Raw genomic sequence first — 26,846 nt, 5'->3', positions numbered from 1 at the left:
GAGTCGCGGGGGTTGTTGGCGCCGCGTCTCGGCGGGCGCGGCGCCCTCGACCCCCCCCCCCCCCCCCCACGGCCTGCCGCCCGGCTCGTGCTGCCGCCCGGCTCGTGTCGCCGGTCGCCGGTCGCTGGGCCGATGCCCGGAGCCTGTGGCCGCGTGAACGGTCCCGGGCCCGGTTTGGTCAGGGCAGGTAGCGTTCGAGCGCGGCGGCGCCCTTCTGCTCGATCTGCTGCCTGGCCCACTCGACCCGAGCGGGGGTGAGGTCGTGCCCGGAGGCCATGACGAGGTCCTCGGGGTCGAAAGGCCGCTCGGCTCCGGTGAACAGCCGTCGCGGGGACGCCTTGGCGTCCGTGTTCGTCTCGCTCGTGGGATCGCTTCCTTCGATCGGACTGCCCATGGCTACCTCCCTGGTCGGACTTCTCTACCAAGGGTGCCGCCGATCCGCCACCACCGCTTCCCGTCCCGTACGTGCCGCCCCGCTGCCGCGCTCCGGCCGGCGGACGTTCGGCCCATCGGCCGCCCCTCCGGGGCGTCGTCCGGCTCGCCCCCGGGCTGCCCTTGCGGCGCAGCGCGGTGATCTTCCGAACCTGATCCATTCCGCCGACGGACCGCTCCCGGCGGCCGTCCTCGGCCTGCTCGCCGTCGCCGGCCCGGCCGGCCTCGACCGCGTCCGCCTCGCCGAAGCGGCCCTGCACTCCGTCGAGACCCGCGCCGACCTCGAGCACGCCTGCGAGGCCCTGCGGGCACTCGGCGCCTCGGCCCTGACCCCGGAGCAGCACGCCCGCCTGACCGAGCTCGCCACCGGGGACCGCCGTCTGGTCGTCTCCGGGGCCGGCCACGCGATGATCCGCGAGGACGAACAGCTGCGCGCCGCCCTGGCGTCCGTCCTCGACCCGGCCGCCTGAGGAGCGCACCCCCGGCGTCGCCGGGCGGGGGAGCGGTCAGTGGGTGGCGTCGACGGCGATGCCGACGAGCTGGAGGATGGCGTGACCCCAGCTGGTGGCGGCGATCAGGACGCCGAAGACGATGGCGGTGAAGACGGTGAACGCCTCGTCGGCGCGGCTCCGGGCCTGGGTGGTTCGCCGCAGGCGGACGAGGATGACGATCGCGAGGAACACCGAGACGCTGATCGTGTACTGCACTGCCCACCCCGCCCTTCGGTCTGACTCTACGTGAGGATGCGGCTACGCAGCGCCTGCCGCCATCCGGGTGAGCATGCCAGAGCGCCCGCACCGCCGGGGCCGGTTTCGGGAAATCGGCCGGACGCGAACAAGCTTGGAACCGCCGAGCAGCGTCGCGCCGAGCCACGGCGAAGCCCCGCCGGGCACGCTCAGGTGCTCGGCGGGGCTGCTTGCCGCGTGGGGGCGGTGGGTTCCGGGGGAGGGGGCCTCAGGCGCGGGCGTCGATCTTGCCCTGGAGGGCGGCGAGCAGGTCCTTGAGGATGCCGATGGTGCCCTCGTCGGTCAGCTCGCCCTGCTCGTCGAAGCGCTCGTGCGAGCGGAAGGCGACCAGCTCGGGCTTGACCACGACGTCGCTGTCGGTCCAGACGAAGACCTGGCGCAGCGCCAGCTGGGCGCGGACGGAGCCGAAGTTGGTGGGGGCGGCGCCCATGATCGCGGTGGGCTTGCGGTGCAGCGGTACGCCCTCGCTCTTGGTCCAGTCGGTGCTCAGCCAGTCCAGGGCGTTCTTGAGGACGCCGGGGACGGAGTAGTTGAACTCCGGGGTGGCGATGAGCAGTCCGTCGGCCTCGGTGACCTTGCGGCGCAGCTCCTCGACGACGGCCGGGCGCTTGCCGGGGTGGTCGAGGTCGTAGTCGTACGGCGGGATCTCGCGCAGGCCGTCGTAGATCTCGATCTCCATGCCGGCCGGGTTGATCTTCCGGGCGGCGCGCAGCAGCGCGGTGTTGTGCGAGTCGGCGCGAAGCGAGCCGGAGATGGCGAAGACCTTGGACGCGCTCATGACGGTGCTCCTTGCGGTGGGCGTGTGGCTGTGGACGTGGTGGGGGTGGCGGCCGAGCCAGGCCAGGCCCGGCGGTGGTCGCTCCGACGCCGAGAAACCTAAACCGTTCAGTTCAATGTGTCAACCAGACAGTTCAGTCTTGACTCTGAACTGGATCGTGTAGTTCAGTCTTCGGCATGACGACGACCCAGCTCGCCGCGGCCCAGGCCGCCCCCGTCCGCTCGACCACCACCGTCATCGACCCCGTGCACACCTTCGAGGGCGCCGGCTTCCCCGTCCGCCGCCCGTTCCCGGTGGCCGAACTCCCGATGCTCGACCCGTTCCTGATGGTCGACCAGACCGGTCCGCTGCTGCTCGCCCCCGGCGAGGCCAAGGGCGCCCCCGCCCACCCGCACCGCGGCTTCGAGGCGGTCTCCTACCTCATCGAGGGCTCGATGGACTGGGCCGACTCGACCGGCCGGCGCGGCACCAGCGTCGCCGGCGAGGTCGAGTGGCTCACCGCCGGCGCCGGCATCGTCCACTCCAACGAGCCGACCGCCGAACTGCTCGCCCACGGCGGCCGCCAGCACATGCTCCAGATCTGGGTGAACCTGCCCGCCCGGCTCAAGGACCTCCCGGCCCGCAGCCAGAACCAGGGGCCCGACACCATCCCGGTGGTGCACACCGAGGACGGCAGCCGGATCAAGGTGATCGCGGGCCGCAGCCACGGCGTGGCCGGACCCTTCGAGACACACCTGCCGGTCCTGCTCGCGCACGCCGTGCTGCCCGCCGGCGGACGGGCCGACTTCACCGTGCCGACCGGCCACAACGCCGCCGTCTACGTACTCTCCGGCACCGCCGAACTGCCCGACGCGCCGCTGGCCGACGGCCAACTCGCGGTACTGGCGCACGACGGCGAGCGGATCACCGTCGCCGCGCCGCACGGACCGGCCGAGGTACTGGTCCTGGCCGGCGAGCCGATCGGCGAACCGGTCGCCCGCGGCGGCCCGTTCGTGATGAACACCGCCGCCGAGCTCCGGCAGGCCCAACTCGACTTCTCCAACGGGAAGTTCGGGCGGATCCCGGAATGAGCCCGGGAGCACCGAACACGGCGGCAGGGGCCGACGCGCCCCCTGCCCAGCCGCCGACGGGCAGCACCGGCCGGGGCGTACGGGGGTCGCTCCGGACCGGCCTGCTGCTCGCGGCGCTCGCCGCCCCGGGAGCCGCCGGACTCTCCAGCCCCAGCCTCGTCCTGCCCGCCATCGCGCGGGAACTGCACACCGGCCCCGGCCCCGCCGCCTGGCTGATGAGCGGCTACGGGCTCGGCATGATGCTCGGCACCCCGCTGCTCACCGCCACCGCCGGACGGCGCAACCCCCGGACACTGCTGCTCGCCTCCGCGGGAGCACTGCTGCTCGGCGTACTGGTCACCCTCGCCGCCGGGGCAGCCCTCGGCCCGCTGGTCGCCGGGCGCGCCCTGCAGGCGGTCGGCGCGGCCGGGTTCAACGTGGCCGCCTTCCAACTGGCCGCGCGTCAGCCGGACTCACGCGCCTCCGGGGTCGTCGCGATCGGCAGCGCGGCGGGCGGCACCGCCGGACTGTTCATCGGAGCCGCGGTGGCGACCGGGCTGGGCTGGCGGGCCTGCCTGGTGCTGCCGGTGCTGACCCTGGCCGTACTGCCGGCCGTACTGCGCGGCCGCGCCGGACCGAAGCCGGAGTCGACACGGGATCAGGTACGGGAGCCCGCGCGGGACCCGGGCGCACAGACGGCACGCCGCTCGTTCCTCGGCCTGGACGCCCTGACGGTGCCGCGCTTCCGGGCCGTCGCCGCCGTGATGCTGGTCCTGGCGACCGTCAACTTCGGCCTGGTCTACGGCGCACCCCGGCGGGCCGCCGCACTCACCGGCTGGAGCACCGTCCAGACCGGCGCCGTCGGCTCCCTCGCCACCCTGACCGGCGCGCTGCTCTCCTGGTCGCTGGTGCGCGCCGCACCCCGGCTGGGCCCGCGGCGCACCACCGGCCTACTGCTCGGCGTCTCCTTCACCGCACTCGCGCTCGCCGCCTTCGGCCCCTGGACGCCGCTGGTGCTGCTGGGCGCCGGAGCCAGCGCCTGCGTCAACGCGGGCGGCCAGGGCGTCCTGACCGGCGCCGCCGCCGAGGCCGTGCCACCGCAGCGGCGACCGGAGGCGATCGGGCTGTTCAACCTGGTGTTCCTGCTCGGCGCCGCGCTCGGCCCGCAACTGGCGGTGCTCGCCGAGCGGATCGCCGGGCTCGGCCCGTGACCCGCCGCGCGCAGACCCGACCGGGCCCGATCGGGCCCGACCGAACCGTTCAGTTTCATATACTGGCCCGTACCGTCTCCCCCTAAGCGCCTCCCGAGGAGAACCCGATGGCCGCCGACGCCCCCCAGCCGATCGACGAGTTCGGCATCCCGATCATCCCGAGCCCGGTCGACGCCGCCCAGCGCCGCCGGCAGGCCATCATCGACGCGGCCCTGGTCGAGTTCCTCAAGGAGGGCTACTCCGCCGCCTCGATGGACGCCATCACCGCGCGCTCCGGTGTCTCCAAGGCGACCATCTACAAGCACTTCGGGAACAAGGAACGGCTCTTCCTCGCGGTGATCGGCGGCATACTGCCCACCACCTACGAGGACCTCAAGCCGTGGAACTCCACCATCGCCGAGGCCGACGACCTGCGCTCCGCGCTGATCACGCTCACCCTCGACTGGACCCGCATCCTGCTGCGCCCCGACATCATGTCGCTGCGCCGGCTGGTGATCGGCGAGATCGACCGCTTCCCGCAGCTGGGCCAGCTCTGGTACCGGGTCAGCTACGACATGAACAACGGCCCGCTGATCGAGGCCTTCGCCGAACTGGACCGCCGCGGCGTGCTCACCGTGGAGGACCCGGCGCTGGCCGTGCAGCAACTGGTCGCCTGCACGGTGGGCGTGCCCCAGCTGGTGCGCACGTTCCGCCCGGAGGCCGACCTGGACGAGGCCGAGCTGCACCGGATGATCAGCTCCGGGGTCGACCTGTTCCTGGCCCGGTACGCACGGGAGCAGTGACCACGGCGGCGGCCGGTGCCGTGGCCGCCGCTGCTTTCGGTACCGGCGGTACGGTCACCGGACCGGTGGCCGGCCCGCGCCGGTACCGCCGTAGCCCGGCCACCACCAGCAGCACCGCCGTCCACGCGCCGGTGCAGAGCACCTGGCTGCGGCTGCCCGGGTCCACCAGCATGAACACCAGCACCCCGGCCATCGCCGCCAGCGCCACGTAGCCCAGGGACGGGAAGCCCCGCATCGAGGCCGCCTGCCCCTGCCCCTGCCCCTGCCCCAGGAGCTCCGGCCCGCGCTCCTGCTCCGGCCCGTCCGTGCGCCGCCGCCGGCCGTGCAACCGCAGGTAGGAGGCGGCGATCAGGATCCAGACCACCAGGATCGCCGTCCCGATCGAGTTCAGCAGGAACGGGAAGACGGTCCGCGGCCACAGCAGGCTGAGCACCACCGAGCCGAAACCGAACGCGGCCGAGGCGAGCACGGCCCGCCCGGCCCCGACCGGGACGCCGGCCCCGCCGCCCGCACCGGCCCCGCCGCCCGCACCGCCCCGGCCCACCCCACCACGCCCGGCCGACCGGCCACGGCCGGTCAGCAGGCGCGGCGCGTCGCCGCGGGCCGCGAGGGCGTGCAGCATCCGCGAGGAGCCGTAGATGTTGGCGTTCATCGCCGACAGCAGCGCCACCAGCACGACGGCGTTCATCAGCTGCGCCGCGCCCGGCACCCCGATCCGGCCGATCGCTGCCGCGTACGGGCCACCGGCGACCGCCGGGTCGTCCCACGGCACCACGGCGACGATCACCGCCATCGAGCCGATGTAGAACAGCGCCACCCGCCACAGCACCGTGCGCACCGCCCGGCGCACCGCGGCCACCGGGTCCGCGCACTCGGCGGCGGCGATGGTCACCGTCTCCAGCCCGCCGTACGCGAACACCGCCGCGATCGTGCCCACCGCGACCCCGTGCCAGCCGTGCGGCAGCAGGCCGCCGTGCGCGGTCAGGTTCTCCACGGCCGGCGTGCGGCCGGTGAGCACGGCGGCGGCGCCGAGCAGGATGAACGCGCAGATCGAGGCCACCTTCACCCCGGCGAACCAGAACTCCAGCTCGCCGAAGTGCCGCACACCCGCCAGGTTCGTCCCGGTGAACAGGGCCATGAACGCCGCCACCCACACCCAGGCCGGCACCTGTGGCAGCCACCCCGCGACGATCCGGGAGGCCCCGATCGCCTCCGCGGCCACGCTCACCACCAGCAGCGCCCAGTACATCCAGCCGGCCAGCAGCCCGGCCCACGGCCCCCAGGCGCGGGTGGCGTGCGCGGCGAACGACCCGGAGCCGGGGCGGGCGGCGGACATCTCGCCGAGCATCCGCATGACCAGCACCGTGAGCACCCCGGCCACCACGTACGACACCACGATCCCGGGCCCCGCCGCGGCGATCCCGACGCCGGAGCCGACGAACAGCCCGGCTCCGATCGCACCGCCCAGCGCGATCATGGCGATGTGGCGCTGTCTCAGCCCACGTCTGACCGACCGGTCCTCGGACATCACGGCTCCCCCCGTTGTGATCCAACCGGGGGAGATCTTGGCCCCGATCACCCGTCATGATCAAGCCCCCGGTCCGCTCCGACCGAGGCGTGGACACCCGACGCCCGGGCGGGTGCTACCAGTTGGCCCAGGGGAGGTTCCAGCCGCCGAGGCCGTTGTCGGGGGCGACGGTCTTCTCCTTGGTGTTCACGACCTTGACGACGTCGCCGATCATCGAGCTGTTGTAGAACGATCCCGCGGGGGAGGTGTCGCTGCCACCCTCCACGTCCTTGAGCGAGACGCAGCCGTGGCTGGTGTTGGCCTTGCCGAACGGGTCGCCCTTGTACCAGTAGTTCCCGTGGAGGTAGGTGCCGCTCCTGGTCAGCCGCATCGCGTGCGGGGCGGCGGGGATGTCGTACTCGTTACCCATGCCGACGGTCTGGGAGTTCATGTGGGTGACGATCTCCTTGGACATGACGACCATGGTTCCGCCCCAGGAGGGGTGCTGCTCGTCGCCGAGGGTGGCGGGCACGGTGGTGGTCCTGCCGTCCCGCACGATCGTCAGCTGGTGCGTGGCCGCGTCCGCGGTGGAGACCTGGGAGCGGCCGATGGTGAACGGTTCGTCCTTGTCGGTGTCGCCCCAGACCCCGGGGGCGATCTCGACGTTCTTCAACCGGTAGTGGATGGTGACCTTGGTGTTCGGCTTCCAGTAGTCCGCCGGCCGGAAGTCGAGCCGGTTGTCGCCGAACCAGTGGCCCTTCACCTCGGTGCCGTTGTCCGTCTCGAAGGTGATGGCCTTGGCGACGGCGTCCTTGTTCACGACCTTGCCGCCGAAGTCCACCTTGACGATCATGCCCACGCCGTAGGTCTGGCCGTCGGAGATGTTGTCGTTGGCGGACATCTGCTTGCCGGGCGAGGCGGTGGTGAAGGCGCTGGTGGCCGCGGAGACCAGGCCGTCGGCGTCCTTGGCCCGGGCGTTGACCGTGTACGCCGTGCCGGGGGCGAGCGAGGCGGCGGGCTTCCAGCCGGTGCCGTCCGGGGTGATCGAGCCCTGGACGGGCTTGCCGTCCTTGTCGGCCACCTCGACGGTGGTGAGCGTGCCGTGGGAGACGGACACCTGGAGCGCGGTCGGCGCGGCGTCCCGGGCCCCGTCCTTCGGCTGCACGTCCAGCACGGCGCTCGACGTCCTCGGCGTCGCCGCGGCGGCCGCCCCGCCGGGAGCACCGGAGGCACCGGAGGCGGTGGAGGGAGCGGACGCAGCGGAGGGGGCGGAGGCAGCGGACGCGGCATCAGCGCTCTTGTCCTGGCCGTCGCCGCAGCCCGCGGACATCAGCAGGACCCCGCCCATCGCCAGCGCCACCGCCCCGCGGTGGAGACGCTCGTCGGTGCGTATCGCGGCCCGTGCCGCTCGAACAGTGCTCACAGTTGCTCCCTCTCGGTGTTCGCCGTCAGCTTGTGCGCCGGTTCGTCCCAGCGGCAACGGTGGGCCGGCGACCAGGGACGCGGGGACGCGTTTACCCTCTTTGAGCTGCGAGGACGTAACCTTCCTGGAACGCCCCGCGGGGCGTTCCAGGATGCCGGGGCCGGTGCAGCAGCTCTCCCCGGCGGGGGTCGCCGAGTGGGGTGGAGGAGCAGTGCCAGAGGGGGCCGGGGAAGTGCGGGAGGCGGACGAGGTCGCGCGGCTGCTCCAGGAGCTGAAGAGCAGGTCGGGGCTGAGTTACGGCGCGCTGGCGAAGCGGCTGCACGTGAGCACGTCGGCCCTGCACCGCTACTGCAACGGCGATGTGATGCCGGGGGAGTTCACCCCGCTGGAACGCCTCGCCCGGCTGTGCCGGGCGACGCCGGAGGAGCGCACCGAGCTCTACCGGCTGTGGGTCGCCGCCCACGCGGCGCGGGGTGGCCGGCAGTCGTCCGTTCCCGCCCCCGCGGCGAACGCTCCGTCAGCGGCTCCGGCAACGGCTCCGGCAGTGGCTCCGTCAACGGTTCCGTCAGCGGCTCCGGTGACCGCGACGGCCGCCGAAGGCATCGCACCGGACTGGACGGCCGCTTTGGCGCACACCCCCGCCGAGCCGCGGCGGCGGGTGCGGCGCAGTGTGCTCGCCGCCGTGACGGCCGCCGCGGTGCTCGCCACCGTCGGGGCCGTGGCCGCCGGTCTCCGGACCCGTACGGCAGGTGACCCCGCCTCCGGTCCCGCCCCGGCGGCCGAGGCCGGCGCGACCACGGGCGCGACCACGTCGGGGCCGGCCGGCGCCCCGGTCACCGTCGTGGTCCGCCCGTCCGGCTGGGACGCCGAGTGCGACCAGTACGTGGTCGACCGCCCGCCCGCAGAAGTCCCCCGCCCGCCCGCACCGGCGGACGTCCCCGCCTGGGTCTCCGAGGTCGGCGCCGTCCCCGGCCACTACCAGTCGATCGAGCTCGTCGTGCAGGGCACCGGCGACGACACCGTGGTGCTGACCGCCCTCGACGTCCGCGTCGCCCGGACCGCGGCCCCGTTGGCCTGGAACGCCTACGCCATGGGCGAGGGCTGCGGCGGCGGGGTCGACGTCCACTCGTACGACCTCGACCTGGACGCCGCCCGGCCCCGCCCGGTCGTGACCGAGGGCAGGACCGGCCTGCCGGTCACGGTGAGCGAGCGGGACCCGCAGGTCATCGAGGTCAGCGCCGAGACCACCGCCCACGACGTCAGCTGGTACCTGGAACTGGAGTGGTCCAGCGGCAACCGGAAGGGCACGCTGACCATCGGCCCCGGCGGCGGCGCGCCGTTCCGCACCAGCGCGGTCAAGGGCCGGCCGCTGTACAGCTACCCGGTCGGTGGCAAGGCCTGGGAACCCAGCGCCTTCCAGCAGTGACGGCAGCGCCCGGCACCGCAACCCGCCGCCCGGCACCGCAACCCACTGCCCGGCACCGCAACCCACCGCAGGCGCCCTCCCCGGCCGCGTGCCCTCCCCGCGAAGCCCTGGCGCACACCCTGGGGGCCGGGGCGCTCAGCCGCCCGGCGGGCGCGCGGTCGTGCCGGAGGTCAGCCGCCAGAGCCCGGCCAGCTCGTAGTAGACGCCGTTGACCACCTGCAGGAGCAGCAGCGTGACCGGCCACAGCAGCGCGCCGAGGCCGGGCACCACGTCCACCGGCAGGGTGTACGCCATCACGATCCGCGCGGCGGCGTCGAGCAGCATCGCCACGCCCCAGATCGCGGTCGAGACCCGCCAGATCCGCCGGAAGGCCGGCTCGCGGTCCCACAGCACGTCCCAGGAGGTGCCGTCGGAGCGGAACCGGCCTTCCAGCAGCGGCCGGCCGGCGTGGAAGAGCAGCGGGCGCCTGGCCCTGATCGAGACCAGGAACCAGAGCCCGGCCACGCCGGTCAGCCACCCGTCCTTGGCCAGCAGGAACCGGGGGCTGCCGCTGACCAGCGCGGCCGCGACGCCGAGCAGCATGGTCCCGGCGACAAAACCCGCCATGCCCTCCAGGCTGCGGGTGCGCAGCCACCGCACCGCCGTGGTGAGCGCCGGCAGGGCGGCGCCGGCCAGCAGCGCGACGAAGACGCCGACACCGGCGGCGCGCAGCCCGTAGTACACCGCGATCGGGACCAGGACGTCCCAGGCGACACCGAGCAGCAGGCGCCGGCCGCTGGGCCGGGGCTTCGGCGCGGGGGAGTCGCCGCGGGCGCTTCGCGTGGTGGTCACGGCGTCCTCCGGGGCAGGGGAAGGCCAGGGTAGTGCCGCACCTACGGACCTGTCCGCTCCGCCGTCCGGCCCGCGAACTCGCCCCCGGCCGCGTGCCGTTGGCCGCGGTGGAACCGGCCGGTCAGCGCGGCCGGTCAGCGCGGGCGGTAGCGCAGGTAGCGGACGTTGCAGCCGCCGCGCGCGGGGGCAGTGCTCCAGCACCGCGCGGCCCAGGCCGTGGATCCTCGGGGTGCCGGGGATCGTGATCGACACGACCTGGCTCCACTCCCAGCCCACCGCGCCACGCCGCGAGCCGTGGACGCCCACGCGGGCCCGGCCGCCCCGCCGCCCGGGCGTCGCCCGGTGTCCCCTCCGCGTACACAAACGTTTGTTAACATCACGGCCCGCGCGGACACTTGGGGGGCCGCGCACGGGGAGACGGGGCGAGATCCATGAGCGTGCCCACCGACGTCGCACGGTTCCGCCTGGGCCACCGGACGAGCATGACCCGCACCGAGGGGCTGCGCAGCACGACCTATCACTCGCAGTGGCACCTGTTCCCGCTCGGCGCGAGCCGGCGCCCGGAGACGGGCTCCGTCGTCCTCGACGCGTTCTGCGGCGACTGCCGCCTCCCCATCAAGGTCGTGCTGGAATCCGAGTCGACCGCCGCGCAGAAGCAGCGCACCCGCACCACGTCCGGCTGGCTCCTGCTCGCGGCGGGCATCGCCCTCGTCGCCGTCGCCTGCCTCATCGGCGGCGGCGGAGCCGTCCCCGGCCTGTCAGGCGTGACCGGCGTGATGGCCGTACTCATCAGCTTCGCCGTACGCAACGCGGGAAAGACCTACCCGGGCGTCCACCTGCAGCCCAACCAGCCCGCCACCAAGAACACCCCGCACCGGATTTTCGTCCGCTGACACCGCCGGACGCCGACACCCCTCCCGGCGAGCCCGGTCGGCCCCGCCGCCGGGGCCGCTGCCTGCGCCACGGCAGGCTCGATCCCCGTCGGCTCGATCCCCGCCGGTTCGGGGAGGGGCGGCGGCGCGGCCCCGTCCGTGCTGCGAGACTGTCGATCATGACAGACCACCGCCCTCTCGCGATGCCCACCTTCTCCGCGACCGCCACCGACGCGCCGCTGCCCGCCCAGTCCGGCGCGCGCCGGCCGCCGGTCGAGCAGGGCGCCGACTTCCGCCAGCCACCCGGCGAGACCGCCGCCGTGCCCGCCCCGGCCCGGCGTCCGCTCGCGGCCGGCGGCCTGACCTTCTCCGACCCGGACCACCAGATCTGACCACCGGCCGTTCCACCGCAGGCCTCGCGACGTCACCGGCGGATTCCGAAGCAGCACCACGCCGTGTGCAAGACAGCCGGGGAGGCCGCCAACAGGGGCGGCCTCCCCAGCACGGCCCGGCCCGGCGAGCCGGCCGACCGCCCGCCACGGGAACCGCCCGGGGCGGGCGGCCGCTGTCGGATCACCGGACGGCCTTTGGGGCCTGCGGACCATCACAGACCCCGTGGCCGGTGCCCGTGCGACATCAGCAGGCCCTCATTGCTTTGTTGATCCCACGTTTACCGGGCGCCGACAGCATTCGGGCCCATGAACAGACGATCACGCGTCGGCACCTGGCCGGGCCTGCTGGCCCTGGCCGTGTGCGCCACGCTCGCAGCGCCGTCGACCCCCGCGCAGGCCGTCACCACGGTCACCGACCAGGAATCCACGATCACCTTCGGCAACAACAAGTGCCTTGAGGTGGCAGGGAGTTCCACGGCGAACGACGCACAGGTCCAGATCTACGACTGCAACGGCTCCGGCGCCCAGAAGTGGATCTCACGCGAATACCCCGACGGGCGCCCCGGTGTCGCGTTCTACAACGCCGTCTCCGGCAAGTGCCTGGACCTCAAGGACGACAACCACACCGACGGCGCCAGGATCCGGCTGTGGCCGTGCAACGGCAACGACGGCCAACGCTGGATCCTCACGAACGAGACCGTGGGCGGCCCCCTGGAGCTGTCCAGCTACGGCTACGGCTGTGTGGACGTGCCGAACGGAAACCTCGCCAACGGGCAGGCGGTCCAGTACTACCACTGCAACAGCAGCCCCGCCCAGACGGTCGCCCTCCAACAGACCTCCGTCTCATCCCGCCCCGTCTACGCCATCGCCCACAACCTCAACGACCCGGGCCAGGTCCACCCGGCACTGGACGCGGGCTACAACGCGATCGAGGCCGACGCCTGGTGGGGCATGCCCTCGAACAACGGCGTCGCCTGGTGGGCCCACGACGGCGACGTCCCGGCCTCCGGCTCCGCGCCCCGGTTCCAGGACGTCGTCAACAAGATCATCGAAGCGAAGAAGAACCACGAGAACATCACCTTCGTCTGGATCGACGTCAAGAACGCCTGGAGCGGCGGCAGCTTCGCGGTCAACCAACTGCTCGACCTGGCGCACCAGCTCACCACCAACGACATCGCCGTCGTCTTCGAGATGAGCAGCGACGAGGGCAACGCCCAGTGGACCCAGGTCGCCAACGACGTCGCGGGCAACGGCATGGAAGGCCTGTTCGCCGCCAACGACTCCCTGAGCAGGACCCAGAGGCTGTTCGACGCGACGAACATCCCCCGGCTGCGCCGCTTCACCGACCGGGGCGCGGCGAACCTCGCGCTCGGCTGCGCGACCGGGCCGTTCAGCACCGACACCTCCTACCGCGACCGCGGCGACGCCAGCCACGGCGGCCGGCAACTCGGCGGCGTCATGGCGTTCACCCTCAACGACAGCGGCAACTCCACCAACTGCATGGCGTCCCTGCTGTCGCAGACCGGCATCGACGGCATCATCCTCGGGCACGATGTGGACGACTACCGGGACGATTCCACGACCCGGGGCGCGCTGGCGCACTACGCCGACTGGATCACCTGGCACCCGAACCAGGTCCGCATGGCCACCGACCGGGACGACATCTTCGGCTGATCGTCAAGCACGACCGGGCGATCCGACCGGCCGCCAGGGCAGGCACGCAGGCCGGGAACGGGAGAGGAGGTGCTCCAAGGCTGGGCCCTGCAGGCCGGGTCGCCGGAGCTACGACGGTCCGGCTCCGGCGCCGGAGGGCGGGACGTCCTTCAAGGAGTAGCCGGAGCGGGTGGCCGCCTGGTAGTGGACGGTGACGACCGCGTTGCGCTGGAGTACCACGAGTTCGACGCGGCCGTACCCGCTCACGACGGTGTAGAGGAGAGTCGCTGCCGCCCCGATGCCGGGGACCGACCGGTCGTCGGTGATCTTCATGCCGGTGGCGGCCGCCAGCGTCCGGGCGCCGCTCAGCATCCCTCGGTAGACGCTGTCGGCGTTCGGGGCCAGTGTGGCCACGACCTGCAGCATGATCAGTCAGGTGGGCCGCGTCGAAAGCCCGGCTGATCCCGAAGTCGATGACGCGCGGACCGTCCCGGGCGATCAACACGTTGCCCGGCTCGAGGTCACGGTGTGCACCACCCCCACCGCGTGGATCGCGGCCAGCACCTCCGCCAGCGCCGCCCCCAACGCCCGTGTCCCCGCCTCGCCGAGCGGACCGAACCGCAGCACCGCCTCGCCCAGCTACGGCGCCGCCAGGTATGCCGTGGCCATCCACGGCTGGGGACCGCGCGGCTGCGCGTCCACCACGGGCGGCGTGTGGAACCCCGTCACCCGCCTGGCGGCCTCCACCTCCTGCTGGAACCGGCGATGGAACTGCGGGTCCGGGACGCTGCCCGACCCCGGACTCGCACCCTCAGCACTCGGCCGGGTCGTCGCGCGGGTCGCGATGTATGGGTTGGAGTTGCAGTCGACGTCGATCGAATCGCCGGTCGTGTGGGAACCGCCGGGGTGTGCCGCGCGGGAGTCCTCACGGAGCCCGGCCCATTCGGTTATCGTGCCCGCGGATCCGGAAGCGGTGTAGAGGGCTGTCAGGGCTGTGTCGGCGGCCGTGATCTTTGTCGCCATCGCGGTGGACGCCGCCGAGGCAGTCCTTTCCCAGGAACGTCTCGCGTGTCAGTGCGGCCATGATTCCTCCTCGATCCCGGGTCCGGGTACGACCGACGGCGGGCAGATCGCCGGTACCGGGGTGAGCGGCGAGGTGCGCAGGACCCGGACGCTGCCCAACCCCTCCGACATCGGCGGCAGTTCGCCCCGCCCGCCCGGCGCGTCCGGTTCCGGGAGGGCCTCCACGGCCAGCACGCTGAGCGAAGCGTCCAGGGGCAGGCCGAGGTAGCCGAGCTTGGCGAGGATCTCGGCGTTCGGGAAGGACAGCACGCTCGACGGGACGTGGGGATCGAACGGTTCGTGCTTCCAGGCCGGAGGGTCGCCGCGGCGCGGGCGGGATTCCAGCAGCACGTTGCGCCAGTCCCGGCCGTCGGCCTGCTGCACCTGGGCGTAGAGCAGCGCGCTGATCGTGGTGGCCGGCGGGTACGGGCGCACTCCGGTGCCGTCGGCCACCGAGGGCGCGTGCAGGGCGGTGACGGTGACCTTCTCGTCGGTGCGGGTGACCGTGCAGCGCAGCTGCGGTGCCGGGTGCTGCACCCCGGCCACCCGCAGTGGAAGCCCGAAGCGCCCGGCTGCCGTGCTCCAGCGCGAGCAGTCGTGACCGACCCTCAGCTCGTAGACGTAGAAGCCGAAGAGCTCCGGCGCGTCGGGGCCGAGGCCTTCGGGCAGTGGTAGCAGGTAGTGCAGGCCGTCCTCGGCGGGGATCAGCTCCTGCATCAGCGAGTGGCCGGCGCAGTCGGCGGAGCTGCTCGGGGTGACCACCCGGATGGGCTCGGCGACGTCGAGCGGCGGTTCGGCGGGATCGGGCCGCTCCGGGGCCCCGCGCAGCAGCATCGGGTCGGGGGCGCCGGCCAGGACGCGGGCGAAGTAGCGGTCGGCCGGGTCCTTCGGCGGTTCGGCGAGTTCGAGGTAGAGCAGGCGGCGCCGCTCCCCGGTCGCGGTGTAGCGGTCCTGGTCACGCTGGTAGGGGGTGGCGGCGATGCCGGCGGACCGCAGCCGGGGGACCTGGCCGGGCGGTGCGGTGATCGGCAGCCGTAGCGGCCATTGCTGGACCGGGTCCTGCTGGGCCGGCGGGGGCTGGCGGAAGGCGGGGACCAGGCTGTAGGTCAGCCGGGTCTCGCTCGGGGGCTTGTCGACGGACGGTTTGTCGTCGTAGGCGTCGAGGAAGAGAAGCTCGGTGCGGTCCCGCGCCTGCGGGTCGCCGTCCCCGTCCGCCGGGCCTGTCCCGTCCGCCGGGCCTGTCCCGTCCGCCGGGCCTGTGGCGCTGCGGGCGACCGGGCCCGCCCCGTCCGCCCGGCCCGTGGCGCTGCGGGCCACGGTGCGCGGCAGCGTGATGGTGCCGACGGGGACGCCGTCACGCCGTACCTCGAAGGCGGCGGGCTCCAGCGCGTCCCAGCTCCAGTCCCGCTCCAGGCTCAGGTGCAGGCAGACCAGCCAGCGCCGGGTGAGGTCGGTCCTGGTCGCGAAGGTGATCGCGTCCCGTTCCGGGCTGAGCGTGTGCCGCAGCCCGGCCGCCGCGCCGAGGACCAGCCGGCGCCCGGCGGGTGCCGAGAGCGTGAGCGCGCAGCGGGTGAGCCCGAGCTGGTGGGCCAGCCGGTCCACCAGGTCCGACGGCGCGTCGACCCGTTGCCCCGAGACCGCCTGCTGCGCCGCGGAGGCGGGGTTGTCCTCCGGGTCGGGCTGCAGGAAGACGGCCTGGATCTGGGACCCTACGGGCGGGGACTGCAGCAGTTGCCGCTCGTCGGCGGACGGTGCCCGCAGGTACACGCTCACGGGCGCCGCGCCGGTGCGCGCGCGGTCGCTGCCCCAGTAGCCGAGCGCCTGGTCCTCGCGGCCGAGGGCGGTGAGGACGAGGCGGACGTCGCGGGCCGTCGGCAGGCGCAGCGGGTCGGGGTCGGACAGGGGGGTGGGGCCGGTCAGGGTGAGGTCCGCGAGCCGGTCGGTGGTGGGGAGGTCCTCGAAGACGGCGCGCAGTGTCAGCGGCTGGTCGGGCGCGGGAGGGAAGTTCTTGACCGCGGTGTACAGCGGCCGGAACGGCTGGGCGGTGTCGGAGTCGGTCGCCGGGTCCCCCTGGAGCGTGCGCACCGACACGTCGATGCGCAGCTGGGTGACGTCCGGGTCGGGCCGGGCGGCCTCGCGGTTCTCGCTCCGGGCCGCGGGCAGGTCGGCGAGCAGCGCGTCCATGGCGTTCGGGAAGCCGGTGTACACCAGGTCGGGGTAGCCGAGCAGCGGCCGGTGGACGGTGTAGGCGGCGCTGCGGCCGTCCGTCCCGACGCCGCCGCCGTGGTCGACCCGGACGGCTCGCGGCGGGACGAACCGACGGAACGGGACGGTGGCGACCGGCGCGGGCGCGCTCGGGTCGTGCTGGTCGGTGACGAGCGGACCGCCGCCGGCCAGGTCGGTCAGCCGGACGCGGAACTGGTAGGTGTGTCCGTAGCGCAGCGGTACGGCGTCGGCGTCCACCGCTCGGTAGACCGTGTCGGCGCTGGGGTGCTTGCGCCCCGAGACCTCGACGGCACTCGGATCGGCCAGCACCAGCGACCCGCCCCGCCAGGCGGTGAAGTAGGCCGGCAGCCAGAAGTCGCCTTCCGCCTGCAGGTCGTGGTTGACGGGCGTCGTCTCGACGGCCAGTTCGCCGTCGAAGTGGCCGAACCCGAGCGGGCCGAGCGCGAGGTCGCCGGCGACGTGGGTCAGTGAGTGCCAGGGCGCGCCCGGGGCGCCGTCCTCGCGGACGTCCACGCGGTACCCGGCGACGCCCAGCGGTGAGTCGGGCGAGGGCTGGGTGTCGTGGGCGTTGATGCCGAGCTGGCGGTTGAGCCAGACGGTCACCTGGTCGTCGTCCCAGCCGAGCCGGATGCCGGTGTCCTTGACCGGGGGCAGTGCTCCTGCGGGCGGTTCGAGGTCGTGCTCGACCTGTGCGGCGCTGCGCGACTGCGCTCCGTGCACCACGCGCGCGAAGCCGTGGTCGTAGGCGTCGGCCTCGACGAAGACCTGGTCGAAGTCGCCGGTGCCGGTGACCGGGAAGAGCACGGCCGCGAAGACCGCACGCGCGGTGGTCAGCGGCGGGATCCGGGCGGCGTAGCGTGCGAGCAGGGCCGGATTCGTGTTCGCCTCGGCCCGGTAGGCGCTGCCCGCGGCCAGGTCGGCGAAGAGGTAGCCGCCCTGGTCGACCGGGTCGACCGTGCCCGAGGTGAGTGTCGTGTCGTACAGCAGACCGAGCTCGCGGGCGAGTTGGGGCTGGCGCAGGACGAAGGTGAGCACCTCCTCCCATTCGAGGCGTGCGTCGGGCTGGTCGGGCGGTGGGACGTGGGGCTTGGTCTCCTTGAGCACGCAGTCGTAGGAGCGGTCGGTGACCAGGAAGCGCGAACGCGGCGTGGTGCAGCCGTTCGCGGCGCGGAAGCTGGGCGGGAGGAACTTGCGGACGGCGGAGGGCGGGCCCTCGGGCGGCAGGCCTGAGGGGCGGATCCGGAAGAGCGTGGCCAGTTCGTCGAAGAAGGCGCGACGGCGTGCGGGCCGGGTGGTGGTGAGCGCGGTGCGGTGGGCGCTCGCGGGGGTCGGCAGGTCGGTGAGGGTGGGCACGAACATCGCGTCGAAGGCGAGGTCGGCGTCGGCGAACGCGGTGCCGGTGCCGGGCAGGGCCGTTCGCGGGTCGCCCTGGGGCAGGACGAGCAAGGTCAGGGTCAGGGTGGGCGGCTGCCAACGCCCGGGCAGCAGCAGGATGTTGAGCGGTGCGCTGTTGATGGGCATCGGGGCACCTCCACGATGGGGCGGCACGGGGCGGGCGGTCTCGGCGCACGAAGGGCAGCTGGTCTCAGGGCACGGGGATCAGCCCGGCCTTGGCGGCGCCCGCGACGAGTTGCCAGTCGACCCTGACGTCGAAGGCGGTGTGGAAGGACTTGCGGGCCTTCACCAACCACGCCGCGGTGACGGTGCCGGCGACCAGGATGTCGCCGTGCAGCCTGACCCAGATGTTCTGGACGTCGGCGCGGTCGACGTCGAGGTGGCCGTCCACGGAGAAGCTGAACCCGAGCAGCCCGGACAGCAGCGTGGCGCGGCCGTCCATGCCGAGCACGATGCCCGGCTGGAAGCGGTCGCCGGCCCGTCCGATGAAGTAGCCGTACTTGACGCCGGCTTCGAGGTCGATCAGGCCGGGGATGAGCGTGCCGCCGACCGAGCCGGCCGCGCAGGCGTCCAACTCGACGGTGGTGGCGCCGCTCTGGTCCGCGCCGATCTTGAAGCGCAGCAGCCCGCCGCCGTAGATTTCGGGGAAGATCAGCTGCTGGTAGCTGCCGGTGATCTCCAGGAAGACCGATCCTCCGCTCTTCGCGGCCAAAAGGTCGGCGGCGATGTCGGCGCCGACCTTGAGGTGGCCGAGCAGCTTGCCGAACCCGCACTCGACCGGCTGTCCGTCCGGTTGGGCCACCGCGAAGTCGGCGACGGCGCTGAGGCGTACGGCGGTGCCGTCGCGGGTGAGCGAGACCTGCAGCGGGCCGGGCAGGCCCGGTGTTCCGCCGCTGGGCACCAGGCTGTTGAGCAGGTTCATCACCTCGGCCACGGGCTGCAGCGGGCCGGCCAGCTCGACCGCGGGGGTGGGGAAGTCCGTCGGGCCGGCGGTCGGCGAGTCGATGTCGTGGACGATGGTGAGGATCTCGCCGAGCGGCTCGAACCGCAGGTGCTGTTCGACCTGCTGCTGCACGATCCGCCAGTCCTTGTCGGACTCGACCAGCACCTTGGACGAGGCGTACTGCGTGCGCGCCGTCCACGAGCCGGCGTTCACCAGCAACTGGTCCACCGCCGCGGGGAAGGCGACCGTGCCCCCGGCGAATCGCAGCTGTCCGGCGTCCAGGGTGAGCGGGAACGCCTGCGGCGGGTCGCTCGCGTCGAAGGGGATGGCATCCGTCGTCGGCGGGGGGAAGAGCCCACCGGCGCGCAGCAGGGCGTACGGATTGGCCAGCCGGGGCGTGTCGACGCTGGTGATCTCCGCCTTTCCGGCGTCGATCTTCGGCCGTGGGTAGAGGATCCGCTGGGTCTCGCTCGCGAACAACAGGGCGTAGTAGTCGTGCGGGTGGTCGTCGAAGAGGTGCGCGGGGTCGGCGAACCGGAAGCCGTTCGGGTTGGCTCCGGTGGCCGTCGCCTCGCCCCGGCGGATCAGTGGCACGCCCCGCTGGGCGTCCACCGGGGTGACGGTCTGGTCCGGTTCGACCCGCACCACGCTCCACTGGCCGGGCGCGGGGAGCGCGGGCGCGCCGTGGACGGCGACGGCGAACTGCCCGGAGGTCTGGTCGGCGCTGTCGGCGTGGACTCCGGTGACGCGCATCAGGTGCGGGGAGTCACCGATCCGGATGGTGCAGTCCACCGGCCCGCCGAGCGGTCCCTGCAGGGCGAACAACTGCTGGAGCTGGCCGGGCGTCAGCGCGCCGACGCCCCCGCTGGTGACCTGCGCGGCGAGCGGGATCCGCTGGACGAAGCCCAGGTGGCGGTGGGCCGGGACCCGGCCGTTCGCGCCCCCGGCCGTGAGACCGTCGATCTCGACGTCGGCGTCGAAGTAGACCGCCTGGAGCGTGGGGCCGGGCGACCCGGCGGCACCGTCGAGGTCCACGTACAGGGAGGTGTCCCGGATCTCGCGGATGTCGAACAGGCCTCGTACGACGCCCGGGTGGAAGGTGACGTCGGGGGCCTTCGGGTGGTGGAAGAGCCCGGGTGTGCTGGCCAGCCAGCCGCTGTCGAAGCGGACCACGGCCGCGTTGCCATGGCGTTCGAGGGTGATGGTGCGCACCAGCGTCGCCTGGCAGGGCCAGAGGATGGTGGTGAACTGGACGCGTTCGAAGGCTGTTCGGCCGTGGAAGGCGTCGAAGGCGACCTGGGTGATCGTCACGGCGGACGTGGAGTCGTTCACCCAGCGGCTGAACACGTTGGCGCCGTAGCCGCCGAGTTCGATCCGGTTCAGTGGCACCTCGGTCCGGAAGAGCGGGTTGAAGTCGCTGGCGAGCAGGCCGAGGACGGAGGTGAGCGGCGACCCGGGTGTGAGGTTCTCCAGTTGCTTGGTGGCGCCGCCGAGCAGGGGGACCGGGGGTGCGGAAGGGTCGTCGGTGCCGGCGCTCACTCCGGCCCGCAGGCTCAGCTGGCGCGCCCCGGTCATCCGGTCGGCCGGATGGCCGCTCGGTGCGGCGAAATCGGGGCTCTGCAGGTCGAGTTCGGGCGGCTTGCGGTACCGGCGGTCGTGCGGATCGAGTTCGGCCAGGGCGATCAGGCCGAAGGGCAGGGTGAACAGCGCGCTCACGCCGGCCGCGTCCTGCCGGTAGCCGCGGACGACCTCCTCGGCCAGCGGGACCGGTGCGAGCGGGACGAGCGTGACGGAGTCGGCCAGGACCAGGGCGGGGAGGCCGTCGTCGCCGGAGTGCAGCGGCCCGTCGGCGTCGCCGGTCATGGGGCTGTACAGGTTGTGCACCGTCTCCCAGTGGAACTGGGGCAGCAGGAAGATCCGGGCGTTGCCGGCGGAGGTGTTGAGCATCAGGTCCTTGACCGTGACCGGGAGCCGGGCGGCGGCGCTCAGCGGGATGCTGACGCCCAGTTGGTCGGAGTTCGAGGAGAGGTCGAGCAGGGTCAGGCCGGTGGACTGGCCGAGCTCGTCGAAGACGGCGAGGAGCCAGTCCAGTGCCTGCTGCGCGGGCGCGGCGGGCTGGGCAGGATGCTCGGCGGGGCGGAAGCCGAACACCGGTCCCGGTGGCGGGAGCAGGTCGGACGGCAACGCGTCCTGGGTGCTGAGGCCGATCGTCAGGTCGGGGGTGGCCGGGTCGGACCAGGCGACCTTGGCCTGCACCGTCACCGCTTCGGCAGGCGGTTCACGATCGGTGAGGACGGTGAAGTTCGCGGTGTAGGGGTCGGGGAGCATGGGCAGGACGTGGAGCAGCCCGAGGTCCAGCGTGAGTGCGCCGGAGTCCAGCCGGTCGGGTGCGGCGAGCGGTCCGGCGACGGTCAGGCGGGACGGCGGGGTGGTGGACAGCAGCACGTTCGCCAGGGACAGCGCCATCCGGCCTGCGGCCTGAGGTCCCTCGGGTGCCGCGTTGAGCTGGAGTTCACTGCTGCCGGGCTGTTGGTCCAGGAAGCACATTCCCATCATCGGAGTGTCGATGCGTTCGCCGGCGGCGGTGCGCGGCCGGTCCAGCCGGGTACGGACGGTGGCCGTGGTCACCAGCGCGTCTTCGGCGGGGAGCACACTCCCGTAGTGCAGGGGGAACTCCTGGGGGAAGCCGATCGCGACCGAGGAGCGGACGTCGGGCTCGGACTCCCGCCAGAGCCGGAACTCCTGGCGGGCCCGGCGGGCGGTGGCCCGTGGGCAGCCGAGGGACAGCGCCCGCCCGTCGGTCAGCACGTCGACGGGGCCGAGGACGGCCGGCCCCCCGTCCAGGCCCGGCCAGCTCGCGGTCAGACCGTCCTTCACGGAGAGCAGCAGCTTGCCGGTGCCGTCCGCCTCGCCGAGTCCGTCGAGGATCGAACCGACCACCGGTAGTGCCCAGGCCGCGCGGGCGACCGCCGCCGTGCCGGACGGAGTGAACAGATCGGCCCGGGTCCGGGCAATGGCGAGCCGGTCGGGCGTGGGGGTGAACGGGATCAGTAACCGGCTGGAGTCCTGGTCGTAGGCGGGCGGGCCCGGGTCCGGCCGCAGGGTGAACGAGCTGCCGTAGACCGTCAGGGAGGCATCGGGGATGCTGACGGACCCGGCGGACGGCTGGAGCAGGAAGAGCGCGTTCACGGGGAAGCCCGCCGTGGTGTCCGCGGCCTCGGCGCCCGGTCCGGTGAGCGGTCCGGCGCCCGGTCCGGGCCCGGCCGGGGGATCGAGGACGACGTTCAGCCGCAGGTCCGCGCCGGCCGGCACCGTCAGCTGCCCGTCGACGAGCTGCGGCGCGGCGTCGACGTCGAGGGTGCCGCTCTTGACCCGCAGGCCCACCCAGCCGTCGCCCGGGGCCGAGCCGACGAGCTGGGTGACGGCGATCCAGACCGTGCCGCCCGGCAACTCGAAGTGCCCCGGGCCGGGCGTACCCTGGCTCGCCGGCGGCAGCGCGAGGATCGGCGGGCCGGCCGGACCCCGGTGAACGGTCAGCCAGGAGTGCGACTGGAACAGGTCGAACCAGACCCGGCGGTCGGCGCGGTCGAGGAACGGGCCGAAGGTACGCGCCACCTGCTGGGCCACCGCCCGGTCCGGCGCGGACGGGTCCAAGCCCGCGGGGAGGGCTTCCCGGCGGATCAGGCGGGGTGCGGGACCGGGCGGCCGGGGCGCCGAGGCGTGCTGCGCGATCAGGTAGTCCAGTTCGGCGCGCAGGGCCTCGTCCACGGTCGAAGCGGTGCGGGAGGACGGAGACGGGCCGCCGGGCGCGCCGGCGAGCAGGGCGCGCCGCAGGTCCGTCAGCTCGGCGGGCGTGGTGTCCGGGCCGGGCCGCAGATCCCCGGTTTCCGCGATCAGCAGGCTGAGCAGGTCGCTGTCGGGCATGACGGTAGCCCCTCTACGCGCGCGGCAGTGCGTGTCGGCGGCCTTGGCGTCCGCGCGCAGCATCGTCCGGGGCCGGCCTTCGCGCGGGTCCGCACGTGGCGCCGGGCCTCCCGCGGCAGCCGCCCCTTCGGGGCCGTGCCGGCCCGGACCGTACGGTGGAGCCCGCGCACGCCCGAACGGCCGCCGGTTCAACGGCCGCCCGTCCGGCTGGAATCGTCGCGGCACGGGGCCGCAGTTCCAGCGTCCCGCGATGGCGCGCGGACCGCCAACGGACGCGCAGGCGGGCGTCCGGGGCGCCAACGGCAGCAGCCGGCTCTCCTCCGGCCTCCGGGAAGAAGGGGCCGTTCGTGTACGCCCGCCGGACCGGCTCGGACCGGTTGGAGTGCCCGCAGTGCGAGCGGGAGCGTCCCGCAAGGGACTTGGGGGCTGCTGGTGCTGCCCGCCCCGACCAAGCGCGAGCTGGTGGCCGCGCTGGTCTCCACCCCGGATGACCCGTGGTGGGAAGGCCGGCTACTGCACGCCAAGCTCTACCCGGCGAAGGGCCGTCGAGTGTGACCTGTTGGTTGTGGTGGGGATGTTTTGGCCCTGGATGCCATGTTGTCTGGACCTTTGGTTGGACTTGTTGGGTGTGGGTGGATGGCTGGGGTGGTGACTGTGTGTGGTGGTTGGTGGGGTCGGGGGGCCTGTCGGCTCGCTGGTTGGGGGTAGGCGGCGTGTTTCGGCTTGTATTCGGGTTGAAATTCCACACGGCTGTTTTTGTTGATTGTCTTTGACGGTGGTCTCTGAATTCGTGCCGGAATGGTTGGTGCGGGGGCTGGCGTGGGTGTGTGCTCGATTTCTGGCTGGTCGGGGTCGGCCGGGTCCCTAAGCTGTCTGATGGTCCGCCAGGGGAAGGAGGGGTGTCTGTGTCCGAGTTGGATGATCGTTGTCCAGAGTGTGGAAGGTGCGCCGTCTATATGTGAGCTGTGGGGCGTCGGGGCCTGGAGCGTCTGCTCCATGAAGAGGACTGTCCCGTTCTCATTGACGCGCTCATGGAGCTCGAAGAGGACTGACGTGTCCGGCCGTCGTCTGGACCCGCACCGGGTCACTAGCCGCTGCATCTGGAGCGCCGACTGCGCCGGGACCAGACGACGGGCCTAGGTGTACTGACCCCGGAGGTTGGTGACGGGGCTCACGGCGTGGTGATCTTGAAATGAGTGAGGGCCTTCTGGCTCGGTGTGGATTGCGACATCTACCCGGCGACCAGAAAGGCCCTCATGCCACACCGTAACGCACCGCTGACCGAGACCGGGCGCCTGCGCCTGGCCCGCTGCGTGGTCGAGGACGGCTGGCCCCTTCGGCGAGCGGCTGAGCGCTTCCAGGTCTCGCCCACCACGGCCAAGCGCTGGGCGGACCGCTACCGGGCGCTGGGCGAAGCCGGCATGAGCGACCTCTCCAGCCGTCCGCACCGCAGTCCGCGGCGGCTTCCCACCCCAACTGAGCGCCGGATCATCAAGGTCCGCGTCCTACGCCGCTGGGGCCCGGCCCGCATCGCCTACCTGCTGCGGCTCAACCCGGCCACCGTGCACCGGGTCCTGGTCCGCTACAAGCTCGCCCGCCTGGCCCATCTCGACCGCGCCACCGCTCGCCCGGTGCGGCGCTACGAACGCGCCGCACCGGGCGAGTTGATCCACGTCGACATCAAGAAGCTCGGCAATATCCCCGACGGCGGCGGCCACCACGTCCTCGGCCGCCAGACAGGCCGCAAGAACCGCTCCGGAGGCGGTTACAGCTACCTGCACAACGCCGTCGACGACCACTCCCGTCTGGCCTACAGCGAGATCCTGTCCGACGAGCGCAAGGAGACCGCCACCGCGTTCTGGACCCGCGCCCAGGCGTTCTTCGCCCAGGCCGGGATCACCGTCCAGCGCGTGCTGACCGACAACGGCTCCTGCTACCGCTCACGGGTCTGGCGCGATGCCCTCGCCGCCGAGGGCATCGCGCACAAGCGAACCCGGCCCTACCGGCCGCAGACCAACGGCAAGGTCGAACGGTTCAACCGCACCCTGCTCGACGAATGGGCCTACGCCACGGCCTACCGCACCGAACGGGAACGCCGCGACGCCTACCCGGCCTGGCTCCACACCTACAATCACCACCGCGGACACACTGCACTCGCAGGCAAGCCACCCGCCAGCCGCGTCCCCAACCTCACGGGTCAGTACACCTAGGCGGTCGAGTGGCTGGCTGTCTGGCTCGGCGTCAGGCCCGGCACGCCCGCGGAACCCACTGGCCCGCCGACGCCCGGCTGCGCGGCGTGGGACGCCCGCCGGCGGGTCGGCTCGGAAGTAGGTAGCGGGTTTGTCGTGTCCCCTTGTCGCGTGGGGTGCTGTCGCGTGCTGTGACGTGGGCGGATACCCCTGATCCCCTGTGTGTGGTGGGGCGCAACAGATGGGTGCGACAGGGTGCCGGGGCGGGGCCCTGGCCCTGGTGGTAGGTGCCGTCCCATCGAACTTTGACGGCGCCTCAGCGAGGTTTGACCGGTTGGTACGGCTGCTGGTCGTGGCTGAGGTGCAGGGACTGGTCGACGTACCGCCAGGTGATGCTGTGCCTGCTCAGCGCCCACGCTTCGGAGCCGTTCCGGGCCTTTCCCACCCAGTTCCAGAGCTCGGGGAGTGCCTGTTCGCGCAGGACCTGGCGGGCGGTGGCCCGCTCGCTGCTCGGGATGGGGCCGACGGTGATCCAGACGCTCGACCACCAGTCAGGAGGGAGGCCGGTGCCGTAGTTCGAGCCGGTCGGTGGCACCCACCTGGCCTTGAGGAGAGTCCCGTCCGTCCAGTGGTGGTCGAAGAAGCCGAGCCGGAGGGCGTTGGAGGGCGTCTCACCGAGGGCGGAGCAGATGTCCGTTGAGGTGAGCGGCCACGACAGGTGCCGCGGCAGGCGGCGGTTACGAGCTGGCACGCGCCCGAGAATGGCAGACAACCTGGTCAGGGCACCAAGGGATTTCGGCGCGGCCTTCCACAGCGCCGGTCAAACTCCGATCGCTGTCACGGGTCAGCGGCCCCCGCCGCCCGCGCCGCCCGTCCGCGTCGCCCGGCGCCGTGCCCTGCTGGTACGTTGCTGGGTCCTGGTTGCCCGTCCTGGTCGGCCGCCAGGCCGTCCGGCCGCTGTGCCCGTGCCCGCCCTGGCCGCTCGGTGCCGCGCCCCGCTGCGCCCGTCCTGGTCTGGTGTTCGGTTCGGTGTCGCCACACCGGGAATTGCCCGGTTGACGCTGGGCGGGATTTCCAGGACGCCTTGGAAGGGCAGTCTTCGTGTCGGCGCGGAGGGCCTTAGGACCTTTCCGAGATACCTGAATGCGATTTCTCGCCGCTGCGCCCCGAAAGGTGTTCAGATTGCCGCCTGAAAGGGAGCGGGAGGTAATCCAAATCCCCTCCAGAAGTGCGGCCGAATAGAGCCGGAATGGACGGTTGCCGCGAGGTTGCCTGTGCGCGTCCCGCGCCGTCCGGGAACCGGTAGGATAGGGCTGTATGGAAGTCGGGGAAACGTCGCTGGATTCGCTTCGGATTCCGGTCGGGAGTCTGCGGTTGATGGCCCGTCAGGGACCGCCGTCGGGGGCGCCACCCGGGCCGGGGAGGTCCGGGCCGCCGGAGCCGGTGCCCGGAGGTTGCTCCTGAGGGCCGCAGGCCCCGCCCCAGGGGCGCCGGATGGGTTGCAAACCCAGCAACCAGGCGGCTGACCGGCCACCGGCCGGGACCGGGGGAGGGCCCCGGAGGTGGGGGTGTGGCTGATACCCGGAGTCCGCGACACATCGTCAACGTTGAGGGCCGCAGGCCCCGGCCGGCACCCCGCCCGCCCCGGAGGGATGGGCCTCTACCGGAATTCCGCGTCACATCGTCAACGCCCACCCCGGGCGCAGCCCGGGAAACCCTGCCAGCCAATCGGCCCGTAAGGCCGTGAAAACACCAGCCCAACAAGGTGGGAAAGCCGACCGATTGACGGGCCGTAGGCCCGGGAAAATTCCCCAGAAATGGCGGAGCGCAGCGAGTCCCGACACCAGCCACAACGGCGCGTGCCACGCCCACGAATTCGCCGCCGGCGAATTCTCCCAACCACCCACCGCCAGCCGAGGCGCAGCCGAGGCCACACCACGAACGGTGACGGCGCAGCCGTCACCCCCGCACCTGGCGGTGCGTCAGCACCGCCCAACGGGCCGTC

Annotated in this window: 21 protein-coding genes; 11 read left to right on the top strand and 10 right to left on the bottom strand. The window is 72.9% G+C overall.

Annotation, left to right across the window (positions count from 1 at the left end):
• Positions 1-178: 178 nt before the first annotated feature.
• Positions 179-394, bottom strand: coding sequence for a hypothetical protein (locus AB0F71_RS12815; RefSeq protein WP_360231874.1), 216 nt, complete (start codon positions 392-394; stop codon positions 179-181).
• On the opposite strand from AB0F71_RS12815, the gene AB0F71_RS12810 reads away from it, so the two are divergent.
• The gene (locus AB0F71_RS12810; RefSeq protein WP_360231871.1) at positions 393-902 is read left to right on the top strand and encodes a hypothetical protein; all 510 of its coding nucleotides are present in this window, start codon (positions 393-395) and stop codon (positions 900-902) included. The genes AB0F71_RS12815 and AB0F71_RS12810 overlap by 2 nt on opposite strands.
• A gap of 36 nt (positions 903-938) precedes the next feature.
• Here the strand turns inward: AB0F71_RS12810 and AB0F71_RS12805 are convergent, their stop codons facing one another.
• Positions 939-1,139, bottom strand: coding sequence for a hypothetical protein (locus AB0F71_RS12805; protein WP_360231868.1), 201 nt, complete (start codon positions 1,137-1,139; stop codon positions 939-941).
• A gap of 247 nt (positions 1,140-1,386) precedes the next feature.
• Positions 1,387-1,956, bottom strand: a complete 570-nt coding sequence (locus AB0F71_RS12800; protein ID WP_360231865.1) for an NADPH-dependent FMN reductase — start codon at positions 1,954-1,956, stop codon at positions 1,387-1,389.
• 176 nt (positions 1,957-2,132) lie between these two features.
• Here AB0F71_RS12800 and AB0F71_RS12795 point away from each other — a divergent pair, with 176 nt between their 5' ends.
• From AB0F71_RS12795 to AB0F71_RS12785, 3 genes are all read left to right on the top strand, one after another.
• Positions 2,133-3,026, top strand: a complete 894-nt coding sequence (locus tag AB0F71_RS12795) for a pirin family protein (RefSeq protein WP_360231862.1) — start codon at positions 2,133-2,135, stop codon at positions 3,024-3,026.
• On the top strand, positions 3,023-4,216 hold the full coding sequence (locus AB0F71_RS12790; protein ID WP_360231859.1) for an MFS transporter: 1,194 nt from the start codon (positions 3,023-3,025) through the stop codon (positions 4,214-4,216). The genes AB0F71_RS12795 and AB0F71_RS12790 overlap by 4 nt, the downstream gene beginning before the upstream one ends.
• Positions 4,217-4,323: 107 nt before the next feature.
• Positions 4,324-4,998, top strand: coding sequence for a TetR/AcrR family transcriptional regulator (locus AB0F71_RS12785; protein WP_360231856.1), 675 nt, complete (start codon positions 4,324-4,326; stop codon positions 4,996-4,998).
• Here the strand turns inward: AB0F71_RS12785 and AB0F71_RS12780 are convergent.
• The gene (locus AB0F71_RS12780; protein WP_360231854.1) at positions 4,949-6,526 is read right to left on the bottom strand and encodes an amino acid permease; all 1,578 of its coding nucleotides are present in this window, start codon (positions 6,524-6,526) and stop codon (positions 4,949-4,951) included. The two genes, AB0F71_RS12785 and AB0F71_RS12780, sit on opposite strands and share 50 nt — an antisense overlap.
• Positions 6,527-6,641: 115 nt before the next feature.
• Positions 6,642-7,928, bottom strand: coding sequence for an Ig-like domain-containing protein (locus AB0F71_RS12775; RefSeq protein ID WP_360231851.1), 1,287 nt, complete (start codon positions 7,926-7,928; stop codon positions 6,642-6,644).
• 232 nt (positions 7,929-8,160) lie between these two features.
• On the opposite strand from AB0F71_RS12775, the gene AB0F71_RS12770 reads away from it, so the two are divergent.
• The gene (locus AB0F71_RS12770) at positions 8,161-9,354 is read left to right on the top strand and encodes a helix-turn-helix transcriptional regulator (RefSeq protein WP_360231848.1); all 1,194 of its coding nucleotides are present in this window, start codon (positions 8,161-8,163) and stop codon (positions 9,352-9,354) included.
• Between the two features lie 135 nt (positions 9,355-9,489).
• On the opposite strand, the gene AB0F71_RS12765 is transcribed toward AB0F71_RS12770, so the two are convergent.
• Entirely contained in the window at positions 9,490-10,185 is a 696-nt protein-coding gene (locus tag AB0F71_RS12765; protein WP_360231845.1) for a VC0807 family protein, read from the bottom strand.
• Between the two features lie 431 nt (positions 10,186-10,616).
• On the opposite strand from AB0F71_RS12765, the gene AB0F71_RS12760 reads away from it, so the two are divergent.
• The 3 genes from AB0F71_RS12760 to AB0F71_RS12750 all read left to right on the top strand — a co-directional run bounded on the left by AB0F71_RS12760 (position 10,617) and on the right by AB0F71_RS12750 (position 13,123).
• A complete protein-coding gene (locus tag AB0F71_RS12760; RefSeq protein WP_360231842.1) occupies positions 10,617-11,078 on the top strand; it encodes a hypothetical protein in 462 nt (153 codons plus the stop codon).
• A gap of 158 nt (positions 11,079-11,236) precedes the next feature.
• Complete coding sequence (locus AB0F71_RS12755; RefSeq protein WP_360231839.1) at positions 11,237-11,449, top strand: hypothetical protein; 213 nt, start codon at positions 11,237-11,239, stop codon at positions 11,447-11,449.
• A 306-nt stretch (positions 11,450-11,755) separates the two neighbouring features.
• Positions 11,756-13,123 carry an RICIN domain-containing protein gene (locus AB0F71_RS12750; protein ID WP_360231836.1) on the top strand — a complete coding sequence of 456 codons (1,368 nt, stop codon included), beginning with the start codon at positions 11,756-11,758 and terminating at the stop codon, positions 13,121-13,123.
• Between the two features lie 108 nt (positions 13,124-13,231).
• Here the strand turns inward: AB0F71_RS12750 and AB0F71_RS12745 are convergent, their stop codons facing one another.
• Positions 13,232-13,516, bottom strand: a complete 285-nt coding sequence (locus AB0F71_RS12745; RefSeq protein WP_360231833.1) for a hypothetical protein — start codon at positions 13,514-13,516, stop codon at positions 13,232-13,234.
• A gap of 10 nt (positions 13,517-13,526) precedes the next feature.
• On the opposite strand from AB0F71_RS12745, the gene AB0F71_RS12740 reads away from it, so the two are divergent.
• Complete coding sequence (locus AB0F71_RS12740; protein ID WP_360231830.1) at positions 13,527-14,081, top strand: hypothetical protein; 555 nt, start codon at positions 13,527-13,529, stop codon at positions 14,079-14,081.
• 92 nt (positions 14,082-14,173) lie between these two features.
• Here the strand turns inward: AB0F71_RS12740 and AB0F71_RS12735 are convergent, their stop codons facing one another.
• Together AB0F71_RS12735 and AB0F71_RS12730 are read right to left on the bottom strand one after the other, a co-directional pair.
• Positions 14,174-17,911: a hypothetical protein gene (locus AB0F71_RS12735; protein WP_360231827.1), complete on the bottom strand. Its 3,738-nt coding sequence runs from the start codon at positions 17,909-17,911 to the stop codon at positions 14,174-14,176.
• A 64-nt stretch (positions 17,912-17,975) separates the two neighbouring features.
• Positions 17,976-22,652 carry a hypothetical protein gene (locus AB0F71_RS12730; protein WP_360231824.1) on the bottom strand — a complete coding sequence of 1,559 codons (4,677 nt, stop codon included), beginning with the start codon at positions 22,650-22,652 and terminating at the stop codon, positions 17,976-17,978.
• 432 nt (positions 22,653-23,084) lie between these two features.
• Here AB0F71_RS12730 and AB0F71_RS12725 point away from each other — a divergent pair, with 432 nt between their 5' ends.
• Together AB0F71_RS12725 and AB0F71_RS12720 are read left to right on the top strand one after the other, a co-directional pair.
• Positions 23,085-23,207: a hypothetical protein gene (locus AB0F71_RS12725; RefSeq protein WP_360231821.1), complete on the top strand. Its 123-nt coding sequence runs from the start codon at positions 23,085-23,087 to the stop codon at positions 23,205-23,207.
• Positions 23,208-23,908: 701 nt separating this feature from the next.
• Positions 23,909-24,862: an IS481 family transposase gene (locus tag AB0F71_RS12720; protein WP_360231818.1), complete on the top strand. Its 954-nt coding sequence runs from the start codon at positions 23,909-23,911 to the stop codon at positions 24,860-24,862.
• A 295-nt stretch (positions 24,863-25,157) separates the two neighbouring features.
• Here AB0F71_RS12720 and AB0F71_RS12715 read toward each other — a convergent pair whose 3' ends face one another.
• On the bottom strand, positions 25,158-25,592 hold the full coding sequence (locus AB0F71_RS12715; RefSeq protein WP_360231815.1) for a hypothetical protein: 435 nt from the start codon (positions 25,590-25,592) through the stop codon (positions 25,158-25,160).
• Positions 25,593-26,846 lie beyond the last annotated feature (1,254 nt).

Origin of the sequence: Kitasatospora sp. NPDC028055, from assembly GCF_040637885.1 — a bacterium.
In the GTDB taxonomy this organism is placed as follows: Bacteria; Actinomycetota; Actinomycetes; order Streptomycetales; family Streptomycetaceae; genus Kitasatospora.
Note: the sequence above shows the minus strand (reverse complement) of the source record. Positions and strands in the feature narration are given on the sequence as shown.